Source organism: Cupriavidus sp. DF5525 (assembly GCF_040149425.2).
Classification (GTDB): Bacteria; Pseudomonadota; Gammaproteobacteria; order Burkholderiales; family Burkholderiaceae; genus Cupriavidus; species Cupriavidus pickettii_A.
In genome coordinates, this window is record NZ_CP168267.1 from 1,181,534 (window position 1) to 1,199,146 (window position 17,613).

A 17,613-nucleotide genomic window follows, 5' to 3' on the forward strand; every position below is an offset into this window, starting at 1 on the left:
TGAGTGTTGACCCCGCACTTCGTTTCATTCCACTTGGAGGTTTACCTTCTTCACCACTGGCCTCCATTTCGTCAGTTCGCTCGCGATAAAGCGGGACAGCTTCTCAGGCTCGCCCCCAACGATCTCGTACCCGGCTTCGGCGAGTTGCGCACGCACCTTCGTATCCGCCAGGGTCTTGTTAAACGCTGCATTGAGCCGGGCGATCACCTCGGGCGGGGTCCCGGCGGGGACCAGCACGCCATTCCATGAGCTCACGTCGAAGTTCGGCACGCCGGATTCCGCTATCGTCGGTACACCTGGCAGAACATTGGTCCGCTTCGACGTCGTGATGCCGATCGCACGCAACTTTCCGGCCTTGAGCTGCGGCCCGAGGACGACGGGTACACCGATCAGGGCGTCGATTTCCCCGGAGAGCACCGCTGTCAGGGCGGGTCCGCCGCCTCGATAGGGCACGTGCAGCATGTTGGCGCCGGTCATCGACGCAAGCAGCTCACCGCCCAGGTGGCCAATGGATCCTGGCGCCGACGAGGCATAGGTGACCTGTCGCTTCTTCGACAGTGCCACGAGTTCCTGCACGTTGCGAACCGGCAGGTTCGCGTTGACCACGAACACCTGTGGGACCAGCGTCAGAAAGATCACCGGCGCGAAGTCATCTTCGGTGAACGGCATTCTCGGGAAAACAAGCGGGTTGATCGAATGCGTCGCCGAGTATGCGAACGTCAGCGTGTACCCGTCCGGCGCCGCTTTGGCTCCCGCGGTAGCCCCAATGTTGCCCGCGGCTCCCCCACGGTTGTCGATCACTACGGGCTGGCCAAGGATCTCGCCCAGCTTCGCATGCAGTATCCGCGCGAGCAGATCGGCACCGCCACCGGGGGGCCACGGGACGATCCAGCGGATGGGCCGGTCCGGAAAGGACTGCGCCGCGCCGGCCGTCGCCGTTATCGCCAGGGCGCAGGCGAAGGCAGCCGTCATCAGCCGCCGAAACACTACACGAAGCAGCGCACCGCCGGCGCTGGCCGCAGAGAAGAATCCCATCATTCGTGGCCACCCCATCAGAAGTCTTGCGTGTCAGTTCACCTGGCGCCATGCGTTGCGCGACACCACTCACTTTGGCAGCAGCATGTCAACAATGATCCTGACCAGGTCGACATAGCTGCGCATGATCAGGTATAGGAACGCTCCGCCTAACGCGCCGGCAACAAGGAAGGCAGGCGAGCCGCCCGTGGCCCAGAACAACAAGCCGCCGAACGGTGGGCACAGGGAAAGCAGTAGCGCCAGTACGTTGCCGTGGTTGACGAGGAAATGCAGCGCCAGAAATGTTGGGGCCGCGTGGTCGGTGTGAGCCTGCATACGTGGTACTCCGCTATCGAGAGGGAAATCGGGTGCTGTGACGCAAATTCGTCACAGCGATCGGTGACATCAGAGGATGGTCGACGGTTCACGCCGGGACTAGCGTCGACGCGATCGCATTCGCCGCGCGCAAGCCAAAGACCGCGGAGCGGCTCAGCCCGCCGATGTACGCGACTTGTTCACGATCACCGCCGCCTTCGATGCCCCCTGTGGCACAGCCGGCCGCATACAGGTTCGTAATCGGCCGGTTGGCCGCATCAAGCACCCGCCCGTCGGCGTCTATGGCGATCCCGCCCATGGTGTAGGTGATGCCGGCACAGAGCTTCACCGCGTAGAACGGCGCGCTGCGGATCGGCCAGGCCCGGTAGCCGCCGGTGCTGCGCGTCGGTACCAGGCTGTCGGTCGAGCCGCTGTCTACGGCGGCGTTGTACTGCGCCACCGTCTGCTGCAGGACGTCTGCGGGCAGGCCGACCTGGCTTGCGAGACTGCCGAGGTCGGTGGCGGAGTAAAGGGTGCCACCGCTCGACACCAATGTCGGATTGGCGGAAATCAGATACTCGCGCCCCGGTCCGTTCCAGATGTCCGCATCAAAGATCACGGTGGCGCCCAAGGGGTCCGCCTGCACTGCGATTGTGTTGGCCATTGTCACGCCGCCCAGGCCCTCGTTGGCCAACCGCCGCCCGGACATGTCGACGACGATTCCCGCTGCGCAGACGAAATCCATCATCGGGAACGGCGACAAGTCATCGTTGTGCATGGCGTCTTGCGCCAGCACATGGCCGTAGAATCGGTTGAGTCCCACCAATTTCGCGCCCGCTTCGCGCGCCATGCGCAGCCCGTCGCCGTGGCCGGTCCGCGCGTTGCGCTGTTTAAGCTTCTCCGGCGCGGGACTGATGAATTCGCGCAGCAAGTCCATGTTCGAATGGAATCCGCCGTCGCAGATCACGACCGCCCTTGCCTCGATGTCGACCGGGCCCGTGGTGCTCTCCGCGTGCAGGCCCACGCAAGCATCGTCGCGCATGGACAGCGCGGTGGCGCGAGCCCCGTGCAGGATCCTGCCGCCGTGTTTCGCCAGGCCGCTGGCCAGGGTGCGCAGCAGGACATCGCCACCGCGGCCGACCCAATACTCGCGGCCCCGCGTCGCGATCGGCGGCGCCAGCGTGTGCTTGCGGTATGACTCATGCCCCACCTTGATAAACCGTACGCCCTGCCGCTTAAGCCATTGCGTGGCTTCCCCGATGTCGTTTGCCAGCGCCTCGACCAGTTCGGTGCCGGCGGAGTCGCCGGTGCGGCTGGTGATCGCGCTGAGGATTACCTGCGAATCGTCTGCCACGTCCTGGTGGGCGACGTGGAACGCGCCGCCAGCCATGCGCGTGTTGCACAGGTATTTTTCCGACTCCCCTCTTTCCAGCACCAGCGTGTTGACACCCTGCTCCGACAAACGCAGCGCCGTCGTCAGGCCCGCGATGCCAGCGCCGACAACGACGACATCGGTATGGATAGATTTCATGCAGACTCCCGTTCTTGTTGCAGGTGAGATGCCCACGCTGGCTGACCTGTCGTTCGGGAGCCAGCGGATGACGAACCCATTCTAGGGTCGTGGTCCCGGCAGAATTTCGACCCGGTCTTTAAGCACCTTCAAATGCAGATTGATAGTGGAGACATGATCTTCCGGGGTCGGGGTGCAGGTGTCGCACGGCGCACGCTCCTGGCTAATCGCGGATATGTTGTCGAGCTGACCAACGCCGAAATTGGGCAAAGGGAGCCGCCACGCCGTCAGCAGCACGACGTAATTGGGCTCCTGGGGCGACTCGCCTCACTCCTGGCGCAGATCGGGGTGCAAGCTGAGCACGTGATACAGAAAGTCCGCCATGACCCGGATCTTTCTTGGTATCTGGTTACGTTGCTGCATGTAGATCGAGTAGCTGAGTTCTCCCTCGACCTGTCCATCCAGCACTGTCTCAAGGCGTCCGGAACGCAGGTAGGGAACGACCCGGTAGCGGGTGAGCAGCCCGATTCCGGCGCCACTGAGCATCGCCTCGATGAGGCTGTCGCCATCGTTGGTCACCAGGCACGCTCGGGCCTGGCTGGTCACGATCTCGTCTCCAGATCGCAGGCGCCATGGCCGTACCGCGTTCGTGACCCAGCTTCGGAGGTCGATGCGGCGATGGTGCGCCAGATCCGCGATGGTCATCGGCCTGCCGTGGCGTTGGAGGTAGGCCGGGGAAGCACAGAGGACAAATGGCGATGTCACCACTCGTCGCGCGATCAACGTGGTGTCCGGCAGCGGGTGAGGAAGGACGCCGACGTCGATGCCTTCAGCGACAACGTCGGGAATCCTGTTTTGGACAATCAGGTCAACGGAAACGCGCGGGTACTTCTCGAGGAACCGTCCCAACGCGGGCGCGATGAAGCGCGAAGCCATGCCAACCGGTGCAGCAAGCTTTACGGTGCCGAAGACTTCCTCCGAGGCGTCACGCATGCGCTCGACTTCATCGTCGATCGAGCGAAAGGCGTCAACGCAGGTACGGTAGAAGCCGGCGCCTTCCTCGGTAAGGCTGATCTTCCGGGTACTGCGGTTGAGCAACCGGACACCGACCCAGTCCTCGATCAGCTTGATGTGAATGCTGGCAGCCTGGGGCGTGATGCCCAGTTCGCGGGCAGCACGGCTGAAGTTGCCGGTCTGCACAATCCGGATGAAGGTATTGATACCGCGAACACTCTCCATGATGTCCAGGTCACATTAGCGACCTCTCCGGCGTAGAAGTTCTTCACGCACTGCCGCCCCAGAACGGGTCTCCCGTTTCAGCCCTCGGTTCCGATAGTTGGAACGTAGTCTGATGTTTAAAACCATGATACCATGGGTCTCGCCGCGCGGTTATAGGGCATTGCCCTATCCTTCCAGGCTGAATCGCCAAGGCAACACAGATGAGACTACCCACCGCATTAATACCGCTCGAAGGCCCTGTATTCCGGAGCCTTTGGTTCGCCTGGCTGGCGGCGAACATGACAATGTGGATGAACGACGTTGCATCTGCCTGGTTGATGACCACGCTGACCGACAGCGCCGTGATGGTCGCGCTGGTCCAAAGCGCGAGCACCCTGCCAGTATTCCTGCTGGGCCTTCCCAGCGGGGCGCTCGCTGACATCACTGACCGGCGGCTATATCTTGCTTCGACCCAGCTATGGGTTGCTGCCGTGTCCCTGCTTACTGCCGCGCTTGCGTTTGCCGATGCGCTATCTGCGGAGTTGCTCCTTAGCCTGACCTTCCTTAACGGCATCGGACTGGCCATGCGTTGGCCTGTCTTTGCCGCCATCGTGCCGGAGGTGGTCACCAGGGGACAGCTACCGGCTGCACTCGCCTTAAACGGCATCTCGATGAATCTTTCCCGCGTCGTTGGCCCGACCATCGCCGGAGCATTGCTGGCGGGAGCCGGAACTGCCTGGGTGTTCGTCCTCAATGCCGTCGTGGCCGCGGGAGCGCTCATAGTCATCCTGCGCTGGCGCTCGGTCAAGAAACCGACAACGCTGCCCGGGGAGAGATTCGTCGGCGCCGTCCGTATCGGCTTGCAGCATGTGCGCGAGTCACCGCGGATGCGAGCGGTCACCTTGAGAGTTTTCCTTTTCTCTCTGCAGATGAGCGCGCTCGTCGCGCTGATGCCTTTGGTTGCACGCCGATTGAGCGGCGCGGGCCCGGGTATGTTCACCCTGCTGTTGGCGACAATGGGGACGGGCGCCATCGCCGCTGCGCTGCTGTTGCCTCGATGGCGAGCGCGTCTCGACCGGGATCAGTTCGTTTTTTGGGGTTCTCTGACGCACGGAGCGGCAAGTGCGGCCGTAGCGCTAGCCCCGGCAGCCTGGATCGCCCTTCCGGCAATCTTCATCGTTGGCATGGCGTGGATATCGACAGCGAACACCCTGTCGACAGCGGCACAGCTGGCTCTGCCCAACTGGGTACGCGCGCGTGGCATGGCGGTCTATCAGATGGCACTAATGGGCGGTACCGCCTTTGGCGCGATGCTATTCGGCAATGTTGCAGCCTGGTTTGGTGTACAGGCAGCCATCGTCTCCGCGGCTGCGGCTGGCGTGCTCCTGCTTCCCCTCGTCCGACGCTGGTCCGTGGGCGGCAAGGATGTCAACCTGGATCTGGTACCCACCAATGACGTGCCGGAGCCGGTGACCGCCGTTCACCCGGACGAAGGCCCTGTCATGGTGACGGTTGAATACCACATCAACCCTGCGCAGGCCGCGGAGTTTGTTGAGGTGATGCAACTCACACGCGCAGCCCGACTGCGACGGGGCGCGCTGTCCTGGGGGCTTTTCCGAGACACTGCGCTTCAGGGATGTTACCTCGAGTACTTCCTCCACGAGAACTGGCTCGAGCACCAGCGCAGACTTGAGCGATTTACTGCTGCAGACGCCGAATTGCGCGAGCGACGCCTTGCCTTTCACGTTGGCGAACAGCCGCCAGTGCGCAAGCGCTATGTCGGAGACCAGCGGTAGCAGTCCAGACAAGCAGATAGCTAGAGGGCTATCCGTGCACGCAGACGCCCGAGACAGCCTAGCTTCTGGCCGCCAGCAATTCTCTGGGCGTGTGAGGGAGGATCACCATCTCATTGGTTAATTAATGCTTAATAGGCCTATAAGAGGCACCCCTTTCAAGGTGACGAAAATTGGGGCACCCTCCGTGTTCTCGAACAGAAACCGGAGTCAATGGCGTGGTACTGGACGCAGTGGTGGAACGCTTTATCGAACACAGCCCGATCAGCGTGATGGCGCGCCTGGGGTTGCAACGCGCCCTTGATCCGGCCTGGATCGACGAGTTGTTCGAGCAAGAGCGTGAAACGCAGTACACGCGGGAGTTATTGTTCTCGACGACGGTGGAAATCATGTCGCTGGTCGCCGTGGGGCTGCGCCCGTCGGTGCATGCGGCAGCCAAGGCCAGTCCGGCGCTGCCGGTTTCCATCACCGCGCTGTACGACAAGCTCAGCCGGACCGAGCCGGGGCTGGTTCGTGCCCTGGTGCAAGGCAGTGCGCAGCGATTGGGGCCGGTCGTGCAACCGATGTTGCGCAAGCAGCCGCCATCGGTGAATGGCTATCGCCTGCGCATCGTGGATGGCAGCCATTTGCCGGCGAGCGAAAAGCGCCTGAAACCATTGCGGGGGTTTCGGGGTGCGGCCTTGCCAGGGCAGTCATTGGTGGTCTATGACCCGGACACGGCGATGATCGTCGATCTGGTGCCCTGTGAAGATGCGCATGCCCAGGAGCGGGCCATCATGGAAACCCTGCTCGCATCGGCCCAGCCGGCCGAACTGTGGATCGCCGATCGCAACTTCAGCACCCGGGCGATTCTTGCCGGGTGGCAGCGTCGCGGCAGCGCCTTCATCGTGCGGGAGCACGGCCGCAATCCGAGCCCCAGCGAGCTGGAGCCATTACGCGAAATGGGCCGGGTCGAAACCGGCATCGTGTACGAGCAAGCGGTCAGCATCCCAGATGAATCGAACGCGCCGCTGGTGCTGCGGCGCATCGAGCTGCATCTGGATGGCGCCACCGAGGATGGTGACACCGTCATCCGCCTGCTGACCAATGTCCCGGCCGCCCATCTGACGGCCGAGGCAGTCGCCCGGCTATACCGGCGACGCTGGAGCATAGAGAATCTGTTTCAGCGACTGGAATCGGTGCTCAACAGTGAGATTCGTTCGTTGAGCCAACCGCGCGCGGCGCTGCTGGCCTTCGGCGTGGCGGCGCTCGCGTATAACGTACTGAGCGTGATTGCGACTGCGGTGAGAATCCGGCATGAGCTGGATACCAGCGACATCGAGCTCTCACCGTATTACCTCGCCAGCGAAATCCGGGCAACTTATGCCGGCATGATGATCGCGGTGCCGCCCGAGGTGTGGCAGGCCTATGACCTCCTCACCCCAGCTCAGCTCGGTCGCGAGTTGATCAAGATGGCGACGCACGTTGATCCCCGCGCGATGCGCAAACATACGCGGGGACCGAAAGCGCCGAAGAAGAAAGGCTATGTGGCCGGATGCGTAGCACGGCGGCATGTTTCTACCGCCCGTGTCATCAAGGCTGGACGTGTCGTCTAATCACCTTGAAAGGGGTGCCTATAAGAGGTACTAATGAATTCTTCGGATAATAATCCGTCGTTAGCGCTTACCTCGCTCCAGCGCTGAGCGTTCCGGACTTCGTTCGCAAAACCAGAGATTCGCCATGACACAACTTCAAGTCAACGGCCAGGCCAAGGACATCAACGCGCCAGACGACATGCCCCTGCTGTGGGTGCTGCGCGATGAGCTAGGCATGACCGGCACCAAATTCGGTTGCGGCATGGCGCTTTGCGGCGCCTGTACGGTGCACATGGATAACACGCCGATCCGGGCGTGCGTCACTCCTGTCTCGGCAGCTTACGGGCATGCGATCTCCACCGTTGAAGGCATGGAGGCCGACCGCGTGGGCCGATTGGTGCAGCAGGCTTGGGTGGACCACAACGTCGCCCAGTGTGGCTATTGCCAGGCAGGGCAGATTATGGCCGCCGTCAGCCTGCTCAAGGCCACGCCCGCGCCCACCGAGAAGCAGATCGACGAGGCCATGAGCGGCAATATCTGTCGCTGCGGCACCTATCCGCGCATTCGCGCCGCCATCAAGCAGGCCGCCAGCCAGCTGTCGCGGGGAGTCAAGTAAATGATGACAACAACTCGACTCTCCCGGCGTGGATTCCTGAAAGGCAGCCTTGGCACGCTGACACTGGCCGTCACCGCGCACGGCCTGGTCAGCGCTGTACGGGCCGCCGACACGGCGTCTAAGAGGTACGGTGCCGACACCATGCCCGGCGGCACGGTGGATGACCAGCTGGCCTTTGTCTCCATCGCGGCGGACGGCACGGTCACCATCGTGGCACACCGCGCCGAGATGGGCACCGGTGTGCGCACCAGCTTGCCGATGGTCGTGGCCGACGAGATGGAGGCGCGTTGGGAACGTGTAAAGGTCGTCCAGGCCGAGGCCAACGAAGCCCGCTATGGCAATCAGAACGTCGATGGTTCGCGCAGCGTGCGGCACTTTTTTGTCCCGATGCGCCGTGTGGGCGCGGCGGCTCGCCACATGCTCGAAGCTGCCGCGGCGGCACGCTGGTCGGTGCCCATGGCAGAAGTTCGCGCGGTGCGGCACGAAGTTGTCCACCAGCCCACGGGCCGCCGGCTTGGCTATGGCGAGCTGGCCGCCGACGCGGCGAAGGTGCCGGTTCCGCAGGCCAATGCGCTCAAGCTCAAGGACATAGCCGACTTCCGCTACATCGGCAAAGAGCAGGTGCGGCTGGTCGACCTGGAGGCAATCGGTAAAGGCCGGGCCACCTACGGCATGGACATGCGCCTGCCCGGCATGGTTTATGCCGTAGTGGCGCGTCCGCCGGTGGTGGGCGGGAAGCTGCGCCGCGTCGATTCAGCCAAGGCGATGGCGGTACCCGGTGTGCTGAAGGTGGTTGAAGTACCAGCCTTCAAGGGCGCGCCTGGCTTCCAGCCGCTGGGTGGCGTCGCCGTGGTCGCGCGCAACACCTGGTCGGCGATGCAGGGCCGCGCCGCACTGGAGATCGAATGGGACGACGGGCCCAACGGCGGCTACGAATCGGCGGCCTACCGCCAGACGCTGGAAGCCGCCGCCCGTACACCCGGCAAGGTGGTGCGCAATGCAGGCGACGCGCTGCAGGCCTGGAGCAAGGCGCCCAAGGCCGAACGCTTTGCCGCTGAATATCACGTGCCGCACCTGGCCCACGCGTCGATGGAGCCGCCGGTGGCCACCGTACAGATCCGGGGCGAGCATGCCGAAGTCTGGACGTCGATCCAGAACCCAGCCGCAGCCCAGAGCGCCGTGGCCACGCGGCTAAAGCTCAAGCCCGAGAACGTCAAGGTGAACGTCCTCTTGCTTGGCGGCGGCTTTGGCCGCAAGTCTAAGCCCGACTTCGTCGACGAGGCCGCTATCGTAGCCCAGGCTATGCCAGCGGGCACACCGGTCAAGCTGGTGTGGACACGCGATGACGACATCCACCATGACTACCTCCACACTGTCTCGGTGGAGCGCCTGGAGGCAGTCGTCGGCAAGGAGAGGCAGGTGCAGTCCTGGCTGCACCGCAGCGCCGCGCCCACGATCGCATCGCTTTTCACTGAAGGGGCCAAGGGGCAGCAGTCGTTCGAGTCCGCCATGTCGGCCATCAACATGCCCTACCGCATTCCGAACGTGCGCGTTGAAACCGCCGAGGTGCCGGCCCATGCGCGCATCGGCTGGTTCCGATCGGTCGCCAATATTCCACATGCCTTCGCGGCGCAGTGCTTCATCGCCGAACTAGCGCATCGCGCGGGCAAGGACCACAAGCAGTTCGCACTCGACCTGATCGGCCCGGCGCGCAAGATCGACCCTGGCACGCTGGCCGACAACTGGAATTACAGTGAATCGCCGCAGCGCTACCCCTTCGACACGGGCCGCCTGCGTGGCGTGATCGAGGCCGCTGCACGGGGCGCGGGATGGGGCCGCAAACTGCCCAAGGGCCGCGGATTGGGCCTGGCCTTCTGCTATAGCTTCATGAGCTACACCGCCACCGTGGTCGAGGTGGCAGTGGACGCCAAGGGCGAGGTGCGCGTACTCGCCGTTGATATGGCGCTGGACTGCGGCCCGCAAATCAACCCAGAGCGCATTCGCGCCCAGATGGAGGGCGGCGCCATCATGGGCCTGAGTCTTGCGCTCGCCAGCGAGATCACTTTCGACAAGGGTCGCGTGAAGCAGAGCAACTTCCACGACTACGAGGTGCTGCGCCACCACGCCTCGCCGCGCGTTATCCGTACCCACCTGGTCAACGACAATCATGACCTGCCGCCGGGCGGCGTAGGCGAGCCTCCAGTGCCGCCCGTGGCACCTGCGCTATGCAACGCAATCTTTGCCGCCACCGGCAAGCGTGTGCGCAGCCTACCGGTGCGCACAGTGGCTTAACGCGTCGTGCCGGAGCACCACACACCCATAGATGGAACCGGCCAACCTATCCTCGTTGAAGCGTTCACGCTCTGTAGCGCTTCAACGCAGACAGCGGCACATGTAGCTCTTCGAGCTTCGCGAAGGCTTCCAGCAGGTATTCCACGGTCACCCGTACCCGCGGCGCCATGAGGGCGCGATGCGGATATTGCAGGGTCATTTCAAAGCTGCCGGGATGATGGGCGTTAAGCAGCAGGACCTTCAACTCGCCTGTGAGCAGGTGCCTCCAGGCGTGATGCACGCCCACTTCAGCGATACCAGCGCCAGCCACTGCAGCCTGTACAAGCGCTTCCGGCGAAGAGAGCGTCATGACTGCCGCCTCCATATTGAGCGTGGTGATGCTCCCGTCATTTGCCTTGAAGTTCCACGGCGACACGCACCCTCCCAGGAACCGTCTGGTGAGTAGGCGATGCTGGTCAAGATCCCCTGGCTTGCGCGGCACCCCATAACGGGAAAGGTACGTGGGCGAGGCGACCAGCGCCATGTTGAACTGGCAAATCGGTCGCGAGACAAGGGAGGAGTCGGCAATGCGACCACCTCGCAGCGCCAGGTCGTAACGATCATGGACAAGGTCAACCACGCGGTCGTCGAAATCGACTTCGACCGAAAGGCCTGGGTACTTCTGTACCAATCCTGGCAGGGCAGGCATCAGTTGCTCGCGACCGAAACCGACGCTCGTCGAAATACGTACCCGCCCTGAAGGCGCAGCGCGATGCGCGCTTACAGCCTCGGCTGCGAGGTCCAGCGCCTCTATCGCGATCCGCGCCTGACGCAGGAAGGCCTCTCCCTCTTCAGTCAGGTTCAAGGTGCGCGTGGTACGGTTCATCAGCCGCACACCAAGCGCCCTTTCCAGTCCCGCGATGTTCTTGCTCACTGCGGCCGAGGAAATACCAAGCGCACGCCCGGCTGCTGCAAAACTACCGGCATCTGCGGCCTGCACGAAGGAGAGAATGGCGCGAACACGTTGCGAAGAATCCATGCTTCGGAGCCTTTCCAAAGGGCGGGGTCAGCGCTTCCACTATCAACCCCAAGTTAATAAATCATCAACCCCGTGACTCATTCTCGTCACGAATGATATCACCCAGAATGCACCCATCGCATCAATCAACGGAGTGCAGAATGCAAATTTCAATCGTGTATGACAGTGGGTACGGTCATACGGCACGGCTGGCAGAAGCTGTCGCCGAGGGTGCGCGCCGACACCCGGGCGCTGAGGTGAACCTCGTATCCGTTCGCGACGACAGCTCGCCATGGAATGTGCTGGAAGCAAGCGACGCCATCATCTTTGGCTCACCGACGTACAACGGCATGTTCAGCGCGAAGCTCAAGCAGTTCTTCGAAGACGCAACCAAGCCCGTCTGGGACGATCTCAAGTGGCGCAACAAGATTGCGGCCGGCTTTACCAACTCAGGTGCGCATAGCGGCGACAAGCTTAACGCGCTGGTCTCGATGGCACTGATCGCGGCTCAGCACGGGATGATTTGGGTAGGGCTGGACCTCAAGCCCGGCAACAGTTCGAGCACAGCCAGCAGCGCTGATCTCAACCGGCTGGGTAGTTGGCTGGGCGCCATGGCACAAGCAAACGTCGACGAAGGGCCTGACATTGCCCCACCCAGCAGCGATCTCCAAACGGCCGCCTATCTCGGCGAGCGCGTTGCACAAATCACGGCTCGCCTCAATGCGGCTTAGGCCTGATTCTCATCTATCACGAGTGATTTGTCGCTCCGTTCCACAAAACTCCAATGCTGAACTTCGAGTTCCACAACCCTACCCGCATCGTCTTTGGCAAGGACACCATGTCGTCGCTCAATGACCTGGTCCCCCGGGATGCACGCGTCTTGATCGTCTATGGCGGTCAGAGCGCAGAACGTAACGGCACCTTGGCTGAAGTGCGCAAGGCGCTGGGCGACCATGCTCATTACGAGTTTGGTGGTGTCGAGCCCAATCCCAGCTTCGAGACACTTAGCAGGGCGGTCGACCAGGTTCATGCACAGAACATCGATTTTCTGCTTGCCGTAGGGGGAGGCTCGGTCATCGACGGCACAAAGTTCGTCGCTGCCGCGGCAAAGTACGCTGGCGATCCGTGGCATATCCTTGAAACCGTGGGTGGCGTGGTCGAAGACGCCCTTCCCTTCGGAGCTGTGCTGACCTTGTCCGCGACCGGCTCCGAGATGAACTTCAATGCCGTGGTGACGCGCAAAGCAACGCAGACCAAGGCCTTCTTTGCCTCGCCCCATGTCTTCCCGCAGTTCTCCATTCTGGACCCGACCAAGACCTACACACTGCCGCCTCAGCAGCTCGCTAACGGTGTGGTGGATGCGTTCACCCATGTGGTCGAGCAGTACCTGACCTATCCCGTCGAAGCCCGTGTCCAGGACCGCTTCGCCGAGGGTCTGCTGCAGACCTTGATCGAAATCGGCCCGAAAGTGGTCCATGACCCTGCAGACTATGACTCGCGCGCCAACATGATGTGGGCCGCCAGCATGGCGTTGAATGGCCTGATCGGCGCCGGCGTGCCGCAAGACTGGGCCACCCACTTGGTTGGCCACGAACTTACAGCAATGTACGGCATCGACCACGCCCGCACACTGGCCATCGTGCTTCCCTCGATGCTTCGCATCCGTCGCGAAGGCAAGCGCGCGAAGCTGCTGCAATACGCAGAGCGCGTATGGCATATCACGACGGGAAGCGAGGACGAGCGCATCGAGCTTGCCATCGAGAGGACCCGCGATTTCTTTGAACGACTCAGCGTCAAGACCCGTCTTTCTGACTATGGCATCGCTGCCGATGCCATCGATGGGCTGGTTCAGCAACTGCAAGTGCACGGCATGACCCAGCTTGGTGAGCACAGTGACGTGACACTGGAGATCAGTCGCAAGATCTTTGAAGCCAGCCTCTAACGAAGCCATGCCGTCGGACAGCCCATTTCGATTGGACTGTCCGCTCGTCAGCGCATCTGCAGGATGATGACGTTGCTGCTTGCCGGATCGGTCCGCTCGCGAAGGTCCTTCACTTCCTCGGCCTTCACCGCGCCGCCCTTGTTGCCCCACGACGTCCGGACAAAGGTAAGAACGTCCGCCATTTCCTGATCGGAAAGCTGATTGCGGAAAGGCGGCATCCGATAGGCATCCGGGACCCCATTGGCAACGATGCGCCCCGAGCCATTCAACGTCACGTTGATGGAAGAGGCGTTCTCCCTGGCCATGGACGATGCCGAGCCCGCCAGTGGAGGCATCCATTGGCCCTGCCCGCCCCCGTCCTGTGCATGGCAGGAACTGCATTTCGTCGCGAAAGTCTGGGCGCCAGGCACCTTCATTCGCTGCTCAATCCCCAATGTCTCATTGGCGCTCGCCTCGTATTGCCAAGGCTCCCCGTCGTGCCTGGGGTCACCGGGCAGCGACTTAAGGTAGTGTGCGACTGCCTTCAGGTCGTAGTCTGTCATGAACTGCGTTGAATTGTTGAAGACGTCGGCCATCGAGCCGAAGACGACGGCATGCTTGTTCCGACCTGTCTTGAGGAACTGAACGACTTCGTCCTCGCTCCAGCGGCCAAGACCCGTGCTGGCACCGCCACGCAGGCCAGGAGCATACCAACCATCCAGCAGCGCGCCGGAAAGATAGAGTGAACTGCTTTCGCTGAGCGCCTTTTCGTTCATTGCGAAACCGCGCGGCGTATGACAACTGCCGCAGTGGCCCGCGCCCTGAACAATGTACGCGCCACGGTTCCACAGTTGCGCGTCAGCGCCGGCAGGCGCTTTAGCCTCGTACGCTCCAGATTCCGTGAAGAAGCCATTCCAGAGCGCTAGCGGCCAGCGCATGTTCAGCGGCCAGGGAATCTCGCCGGGCTTGTTCTTCTGGTTGACGGCACGGACCTCGTGCAGGAAAAAGGCATACAACGCACGCACATCGTCGTTGCTGAGCTTGGCATAGGATGGATAGGGCATCGCCGGATAGAGCCGGTGGCCGTCACGCGCAACGCCCTGGCGCAGCGCCCGATCGAAGTCCGCCAGGCTGTAGTCGCCGATGCCGGTCTCCGTGTCGGGCGTGATGTTCGTGGCGAATATCAAACCCATCGGGGTTGCCATCTCAAGACCACCGGCGAACGGCTTGCTGTTCGGCGTGCTGTGGCACGCCACGCAATCGCTGAGACGAGCGACATACTCGCCTCGACGGATCAACTCGGCCGACGGCATCTCCGTGCTGACCACGCCATCGAATGGTGATGGGGGAGTGCGGGTCACGAACCACGCCACGCCGGCTGCCGCGACAAGGCAGGCCGGTAGCAGGATGGCAAGGACGCTTCTGAACCGTAATTTCGTCATTGATTGTCGCTAACCCTGGAATGTCAGCCTTGCTAGGCCTCGAACTTGTAGTGCGAGAGCGGCATGCTGCGTATACGCTGCCCTGTCAGCCGCGACACCGCATTCGCCACGGCGGGCGGGACGGCGGGTAGCGGCGGCTCTCCAATGCCGCCCATCTTTGCGCCACTCTCGATGATCTGGACGTGCACACGCGCCATGCGATTGGGCGGAAGGATCGGGTACATGTCGTAGTTCCGCGCCACGGGTGCGCCGTTCTTGTAGACGGCCTCTTCAAGCAGAACCTGCGAAAGCCCAAGCGCCACGGCCCCGTTGACCTGCGCTTCAATGATGGCCGGGTTCACGATGCTGCCAGGATCGATCGCCTCCCAGATGTCGTGCACTTTGACCTGACCGTGCTCGATTGACACCTCCGCGATGGCCGCTGTCTCCGTGCCGAAGGCTTTTGCCATCGCCACGCCACGCGCGCGCCGCGTGCCGTCCGCAGCGGTGAAGGGACCCCGTTTCCAGCCTCCTGACAGCTCGCCGACCGCGCGCAACAGGTTAGTCAGCCGCTGGTTATCCTGCAGCAGCCGCATCCGAAGCTCATAGGGATCCTGACCACCCTTGTCGGCCAGCTCGTCAAGAAAGGCTTCGTAGAAGAAGTCGTTCATCGAATTGCCGACCGAGCGCCAATAGCCAAGCACAGCCGGGCTCTTTACGAATCGCTGGGCAATGCGACGGTCCGGAATTGCATAGGTCTTGTTGGTCAGACCTTCCAGAGCCGTATAGTCGACCTTCTCGCCCCGCTTGTTATTGATCGCCTCGGTAGGGCCTTCCGTTGCGCTCACTGCCTCCAGGGCGATAGGCATCCCCTTGTCGTCGAGTCCACCGCGGAACCGAACGACGGCCATGGGACGCAAGGCGTCGCGCAGGAACTCTTCCTCTCGACTCCAGATGACCTTGACAGGACGCCCAGTCTCCTTGGCCAACTGGATCGCCTGTGGATAGACCACAGCGGTCTCATAAAGAAAGTGGCGCCCGAAGAAGCCGCCCAGTAGCGGCGAGTGAATGAGAATCTTCTCGGGCGGCAGGCCGGTCTGCTTGGCAATGGCAGCCTGGTACATTTCCGGCGCCTGGTTCGGCACCCAAAGCTCAAGCGTGCCGTCCGGATTGAATCTGGCGAGCGCCGAAGGCGGCTCCAGCTGCGCGTGGTTGAGGTACTGGCTGTGGTAGGTCGCACTGACAACCGTATGCGCCTTCGACAACGCATCGGTCACATCGCCGACGACTTCGGAGTCATCGATCTTCCCTTTCGCGTTGGCAAGCTGGTCGGCGAATGCCGCTGTGGAGAAGTCGGCGGGCATATAGCGCGGGTTGGAACCGGGCCCCGGATCCTGCCAGTCAACCTGGACGCCTTCGGCCCCGCGCTTGGCATCCCACCAGCGCTCGGCGACGACCGCAACCGCGCCGGGCATGCGATGGACCGAGTGCACGCCTTTCATCTTCCTGACCTGGTCCTCATTGCGGATGGCACCTACTGTCAGGCCTAGCCGCGGCGCATGCTGGACTGCAGCCTGCAGCATGCCCTCTACGCGGGTGTCGATCCCATAGATGGCCTTGCCCGTCGATTTCTCGTACACATCCACGCGGCGAACCGGCTTGCCGATCCAGCGGAACGTGGCCGGGTCCCTGAGTCTCACGCTGGCCGGATCGGGCACCGGCAGATCCATGGCCCGCGGCGCGAGTTGCCCGTAACTGAGCGACCGGCCCGACGCCGCATGGACGACCCGCCCCGGCGCGGTGGTGAGCGTATCGATGGGCACGTCGAGTTGGACCGATGCAGAATGCAGCAGCATTCGGCGCATCAACGCGCCGAGTTGCCGCATTGTCGAATAGCTCATGCGGACAGACATGCTGCCACCGGTAATCCTCATGCCGTTCTCCATGACCTTGTACTCAGCTCCGGCTGGTGCGTTTTCCACGATAAAGCTCGCCGGATCAGCATCGAGTTCTTCACCAACGATCTGCGCCATGGCGGTGAAGATGCCTTGCCCGCCCTCCATGAAAGGACTTTGCAGGCGGATGGTATTGTCGGGCCGGATCTCAAGGAACGCGGGTACCCGCGTTCCGGGGACCACGGCGCCTACGGCGGCCTGGGCGCGCGCTGAGCCAAGCGGAAGACCAAACCCGAGCACGAAAGCGCCCGCCCCAGTGCCTGCCGAAGCCAGAAGGAAGCGACGCCGCGAAATGTTCGTCGGCTCCCCCGTCGGGAAGGCGTCGTCGTCAATGGGCTTATCGGTCATCTTCGTCATGCCTCGTCCCCCGCGTCATCAGCCTTCCTGGACTTTCTCAGGTGCATCACGCCCAGGGCGCCGAGGCCCGTCAGCGCGATGGTTGCAGCGGCGACCGCCGTGCCCACCGCAGTCTCCCGGGCCTGGTCTGGACGATCTACTGCCGCCGCTCTGCCAGCGCCGTCGCCGGCCAAGTCATGGACGGCCGCGCTGATCGCGTTATAGGTTCCGCAGCGGCATAGGTTGACCATTGCTGCGGCAATCTGTTCGTCGGTCGGGTGCGGGGTCTGCTTGAGCAGCGAGGTCGCGGCCATGACCTGGCCGGACTGGCAATAGCCGCACTGAGCAACTTGATGCTGGACCCACGCCTCGACGACGCGCTTGCCTACGGCGTCCTCTTCGATCGCTTCGATCGTGGTGATCTTTCGGCCGGACACCCCTTCAATGGGAGTGACACAGGAACGCATCACCACGCCGTCCACCAGAACAGAGCAGGCCCCGCACTGCGCGAGGCCGCAACCGTATTTCGTACCCGTCAGGCCGAGTTCGTCGCGAATCACCCAAAGGAGGGGTGTATCGGCATCAGTCTGGACGTCGTAGGTCTTGTCGTTGATCTGAAGTTTCATAGCTCTCCAACCGTTTGCTTGAGGT

14 protein-coding genes are annotated in these 17,613 nt (G+C 62.6%); 6 read left to right on the top strand and 8 right to left on the bottom strand.

Annotation, left to right across the window (positions count from 1 at the left end; genetic code table 11):
• Positions 1 to 24 precede the first annotated feature (24 nt).
• The 4 genes from ABNX08_RS40030 to ABNX08_RS40045 form a co-directional block, all read right to left on the bottom strand.
• Positions 25 to 1,038, bottom strand: coding sequence for a tripartite tricarboxylate transporter substrate binding protein (locus ABNX08_RS40030; protein WP_349607670.1), 1,014 nt, complete (start codon positions 1,036 to 1,038; stop codon positions 25 to 27).
• A gap of 66 nt (positions 1,039 to 1,104) precedes the next feature.
• The gene (locus ABNX08_RS40035; RefSeq protein WP_349607668.1) at positions 1,105 to 1,350 is read right to left on the bottom strand and encodes a hypothetical protein; all 246 of its coding nucleotides are present in this window, start codon (positions 1,348 to 1,350) and stop codon (positions 1,105 to 1,107) included.
• Positions 1,351 to 1,438: 88 nt separating this feature from the next.
• Positions 1,439 to 2,860 (bottom strand): FAD-dependent oxidoreductase, encoded by a 1,422-nt coding sequence (locus ABNX08_RS40040; protein ID WP_349607666.1) that lies wholly within the window; start codon positions 2,858 to 2,860, stop codon positions 1,439 to 1,441.
• 306 nt (positions 2,861 to 3,166) lie between these two features.
• Positions 3,167 to 4,078 carry a LysR family transcriptional regulator gene (locus ABNX08_RS40045; protein WP_349607664.1) on the bottom strand — a complete coding sequence of 304 codons (912 nt, stop codon included), beginning with the start codon at positions 4,076 to 4,078 and terminating at the stop codon, positions 3,167 to 3,169.
• 200 nt (positions 4,079 to 4,278) lie between these two features.
• Here ABNX08_RS40045 and ABNX08_RS40050 point away from each other — a divergent pair, with 200 nt between their 5' ends.
• The 4 genes from ABNX08_RS40050 to ABNX08_RS40065 all read left to right on the top strand — a co-directional run bounded on the left by ABNX08_RS40050 (position 4,279) and on the right by ABNX08_RS40065 (position 10,332).
• Entirely contained in the window at positions 4,279 to 5,853 is a 1,575-nt protein-coding gene (locus ABNX08_RS40050; protein WP_349607662.1) for an MFS transporter, read from the top strand.
• 269 nt (positions 5,854 to 6,122) lie between these two features.
• The gene (locus ABNX08_RS40055) at positions 6,123 to 7,445 is read left to right on the top strand and encodes an IS4 family transposase (RefSeq protein WP_374063686.1); all 1,323 of its coding nucleotides are present in this window, start codon (positions 6,123 to 6,125) and stop codon (positions 7,443 to 7,445) included.
• Between the two features lie 124 nt (positions 7,446 to 7,569).
• Positions 7,570 to 8,040 carry a (2Fe-2S)-binding protein gene (locus tag ABNX08_RS40060; protein ID WP_349606086.1) on the top strand — a complete coding sequence of 157 codons (471 nt, stop codon included), beginning with the start codon at positions 7,570 to 7,572 and terminating at the stop codon, positions 8,038 to 8,040.
• On the top strand, positions 8,041 to 10,332 hold the full coding sequence (locus tag ABNX08_RS40065; protein WP_349606084.1) for a molybdopterin cofactor-binding domain-containing protein: 2,292 nt from the start codon (positions 8,041 to 8,043) through the stop codon (positions 10,330 to 10,332).
• Between the two features lie 64 nt (positions 10,333 to 10,396).
• Here ABNX08_RS40065 and ABNX08_RS40070 read toward each other — a convergent pair whose 3' ends face one another.
• Positions 10,397 to 11,350 (bottom strand): LysR substrate-binding domain-containing protein, encoded by a 954-nt coding sequence (locus ABNX08_RS40070; protein WP_349606082.1) that lies wholly within the window; start codon positions 11,348 to 11,350, stop codon positions 10,397 to 10,399.
• Between the two features lie 140 nt (positions 11,351 to 11,490).
• Here ABNX08_RS40070 and ABNX08_RS40075 point away from each other — a divergent pair, with 140 nt between their 5' ends.
• Positions 11,491 to 12,060 carry a flavodoxin family protein gene (locus ABNX08_RS40075; RefSeq protein WP_349606081.1) on the top strand — a complete coding sequence of 190 codons (570 nt, stop codon included), beginning with the start codon at positions 11,491 to 11,493 and terminating at the stop codon, positions 12,058 to 12,060.
• A 53-nt stretch (positions 12,061 to 12,113) separates the two neighbouring features.
• Positions 12,114 to 13,271 (top strand): iron-containing alcohol dehydrogenase, encoded by a 1,158-nt coding sequence (locus ABNX08_RS40080; RefSeq protein WP_349606079.1) that lies wholly within the window; start codon positions 12,114 to 12,116, stop codon positions 13,269 to 13,271.
• Positions 13,272 to 13,318: 47 nt separating this feature from the next.
• Here ABNX08_RS40080 and ABNX08_RS40085 read toward each other — a convergent pair whose 3' ends face one another.
• The 3 genes from ABNX08_RS40085 to ABNX08_RS40095 are packed head-to-tail and all read right to left on the bottom strand — an operon-like array spanning position 13,319 to position 17,588.
• On the bottom strand, positions 13,319 to 14,692 hold the full coding sequence (locus ABNX08_RS40085) for a cytochrome c (protein WP_349606077.1): 1,374 nt from the start codon (positions 14,690 to 14,692) through the stop codon (positions 13,319 to 13,321).
• Positions 14,693 to 14,724: 32 nt separating this feature from the next.
• On the bottom strand, positions 14,725 to 16,983 hold the full coding sequence (locus ABNX08_RS40090; RefSeq protein WP_349606076.1) for a xanthine dehydrogenase family protein molybdopterin-binding subunit: 2,259 nt from the start codon (positions 16,981 to 16,983) through the stop codon (positions 14,725 to 14,727).
• A complete protein-coding gene (locus ABNX08_RS40095; protein WP_349606075.1) occupies positions 16,980 to 17,588 on the bottom strand; it encodes a (2Fe-2S)-binding protein in 609 nt (202 codons plus the stop codon). The genes ABNX08_RS40090 and ABNX08_RS40095 overlap by 4 nt, the downstream gene beginning before the upstream one ends.
• Positions 17,589 to 17,613: the final 25 nt, after the last annotated feature.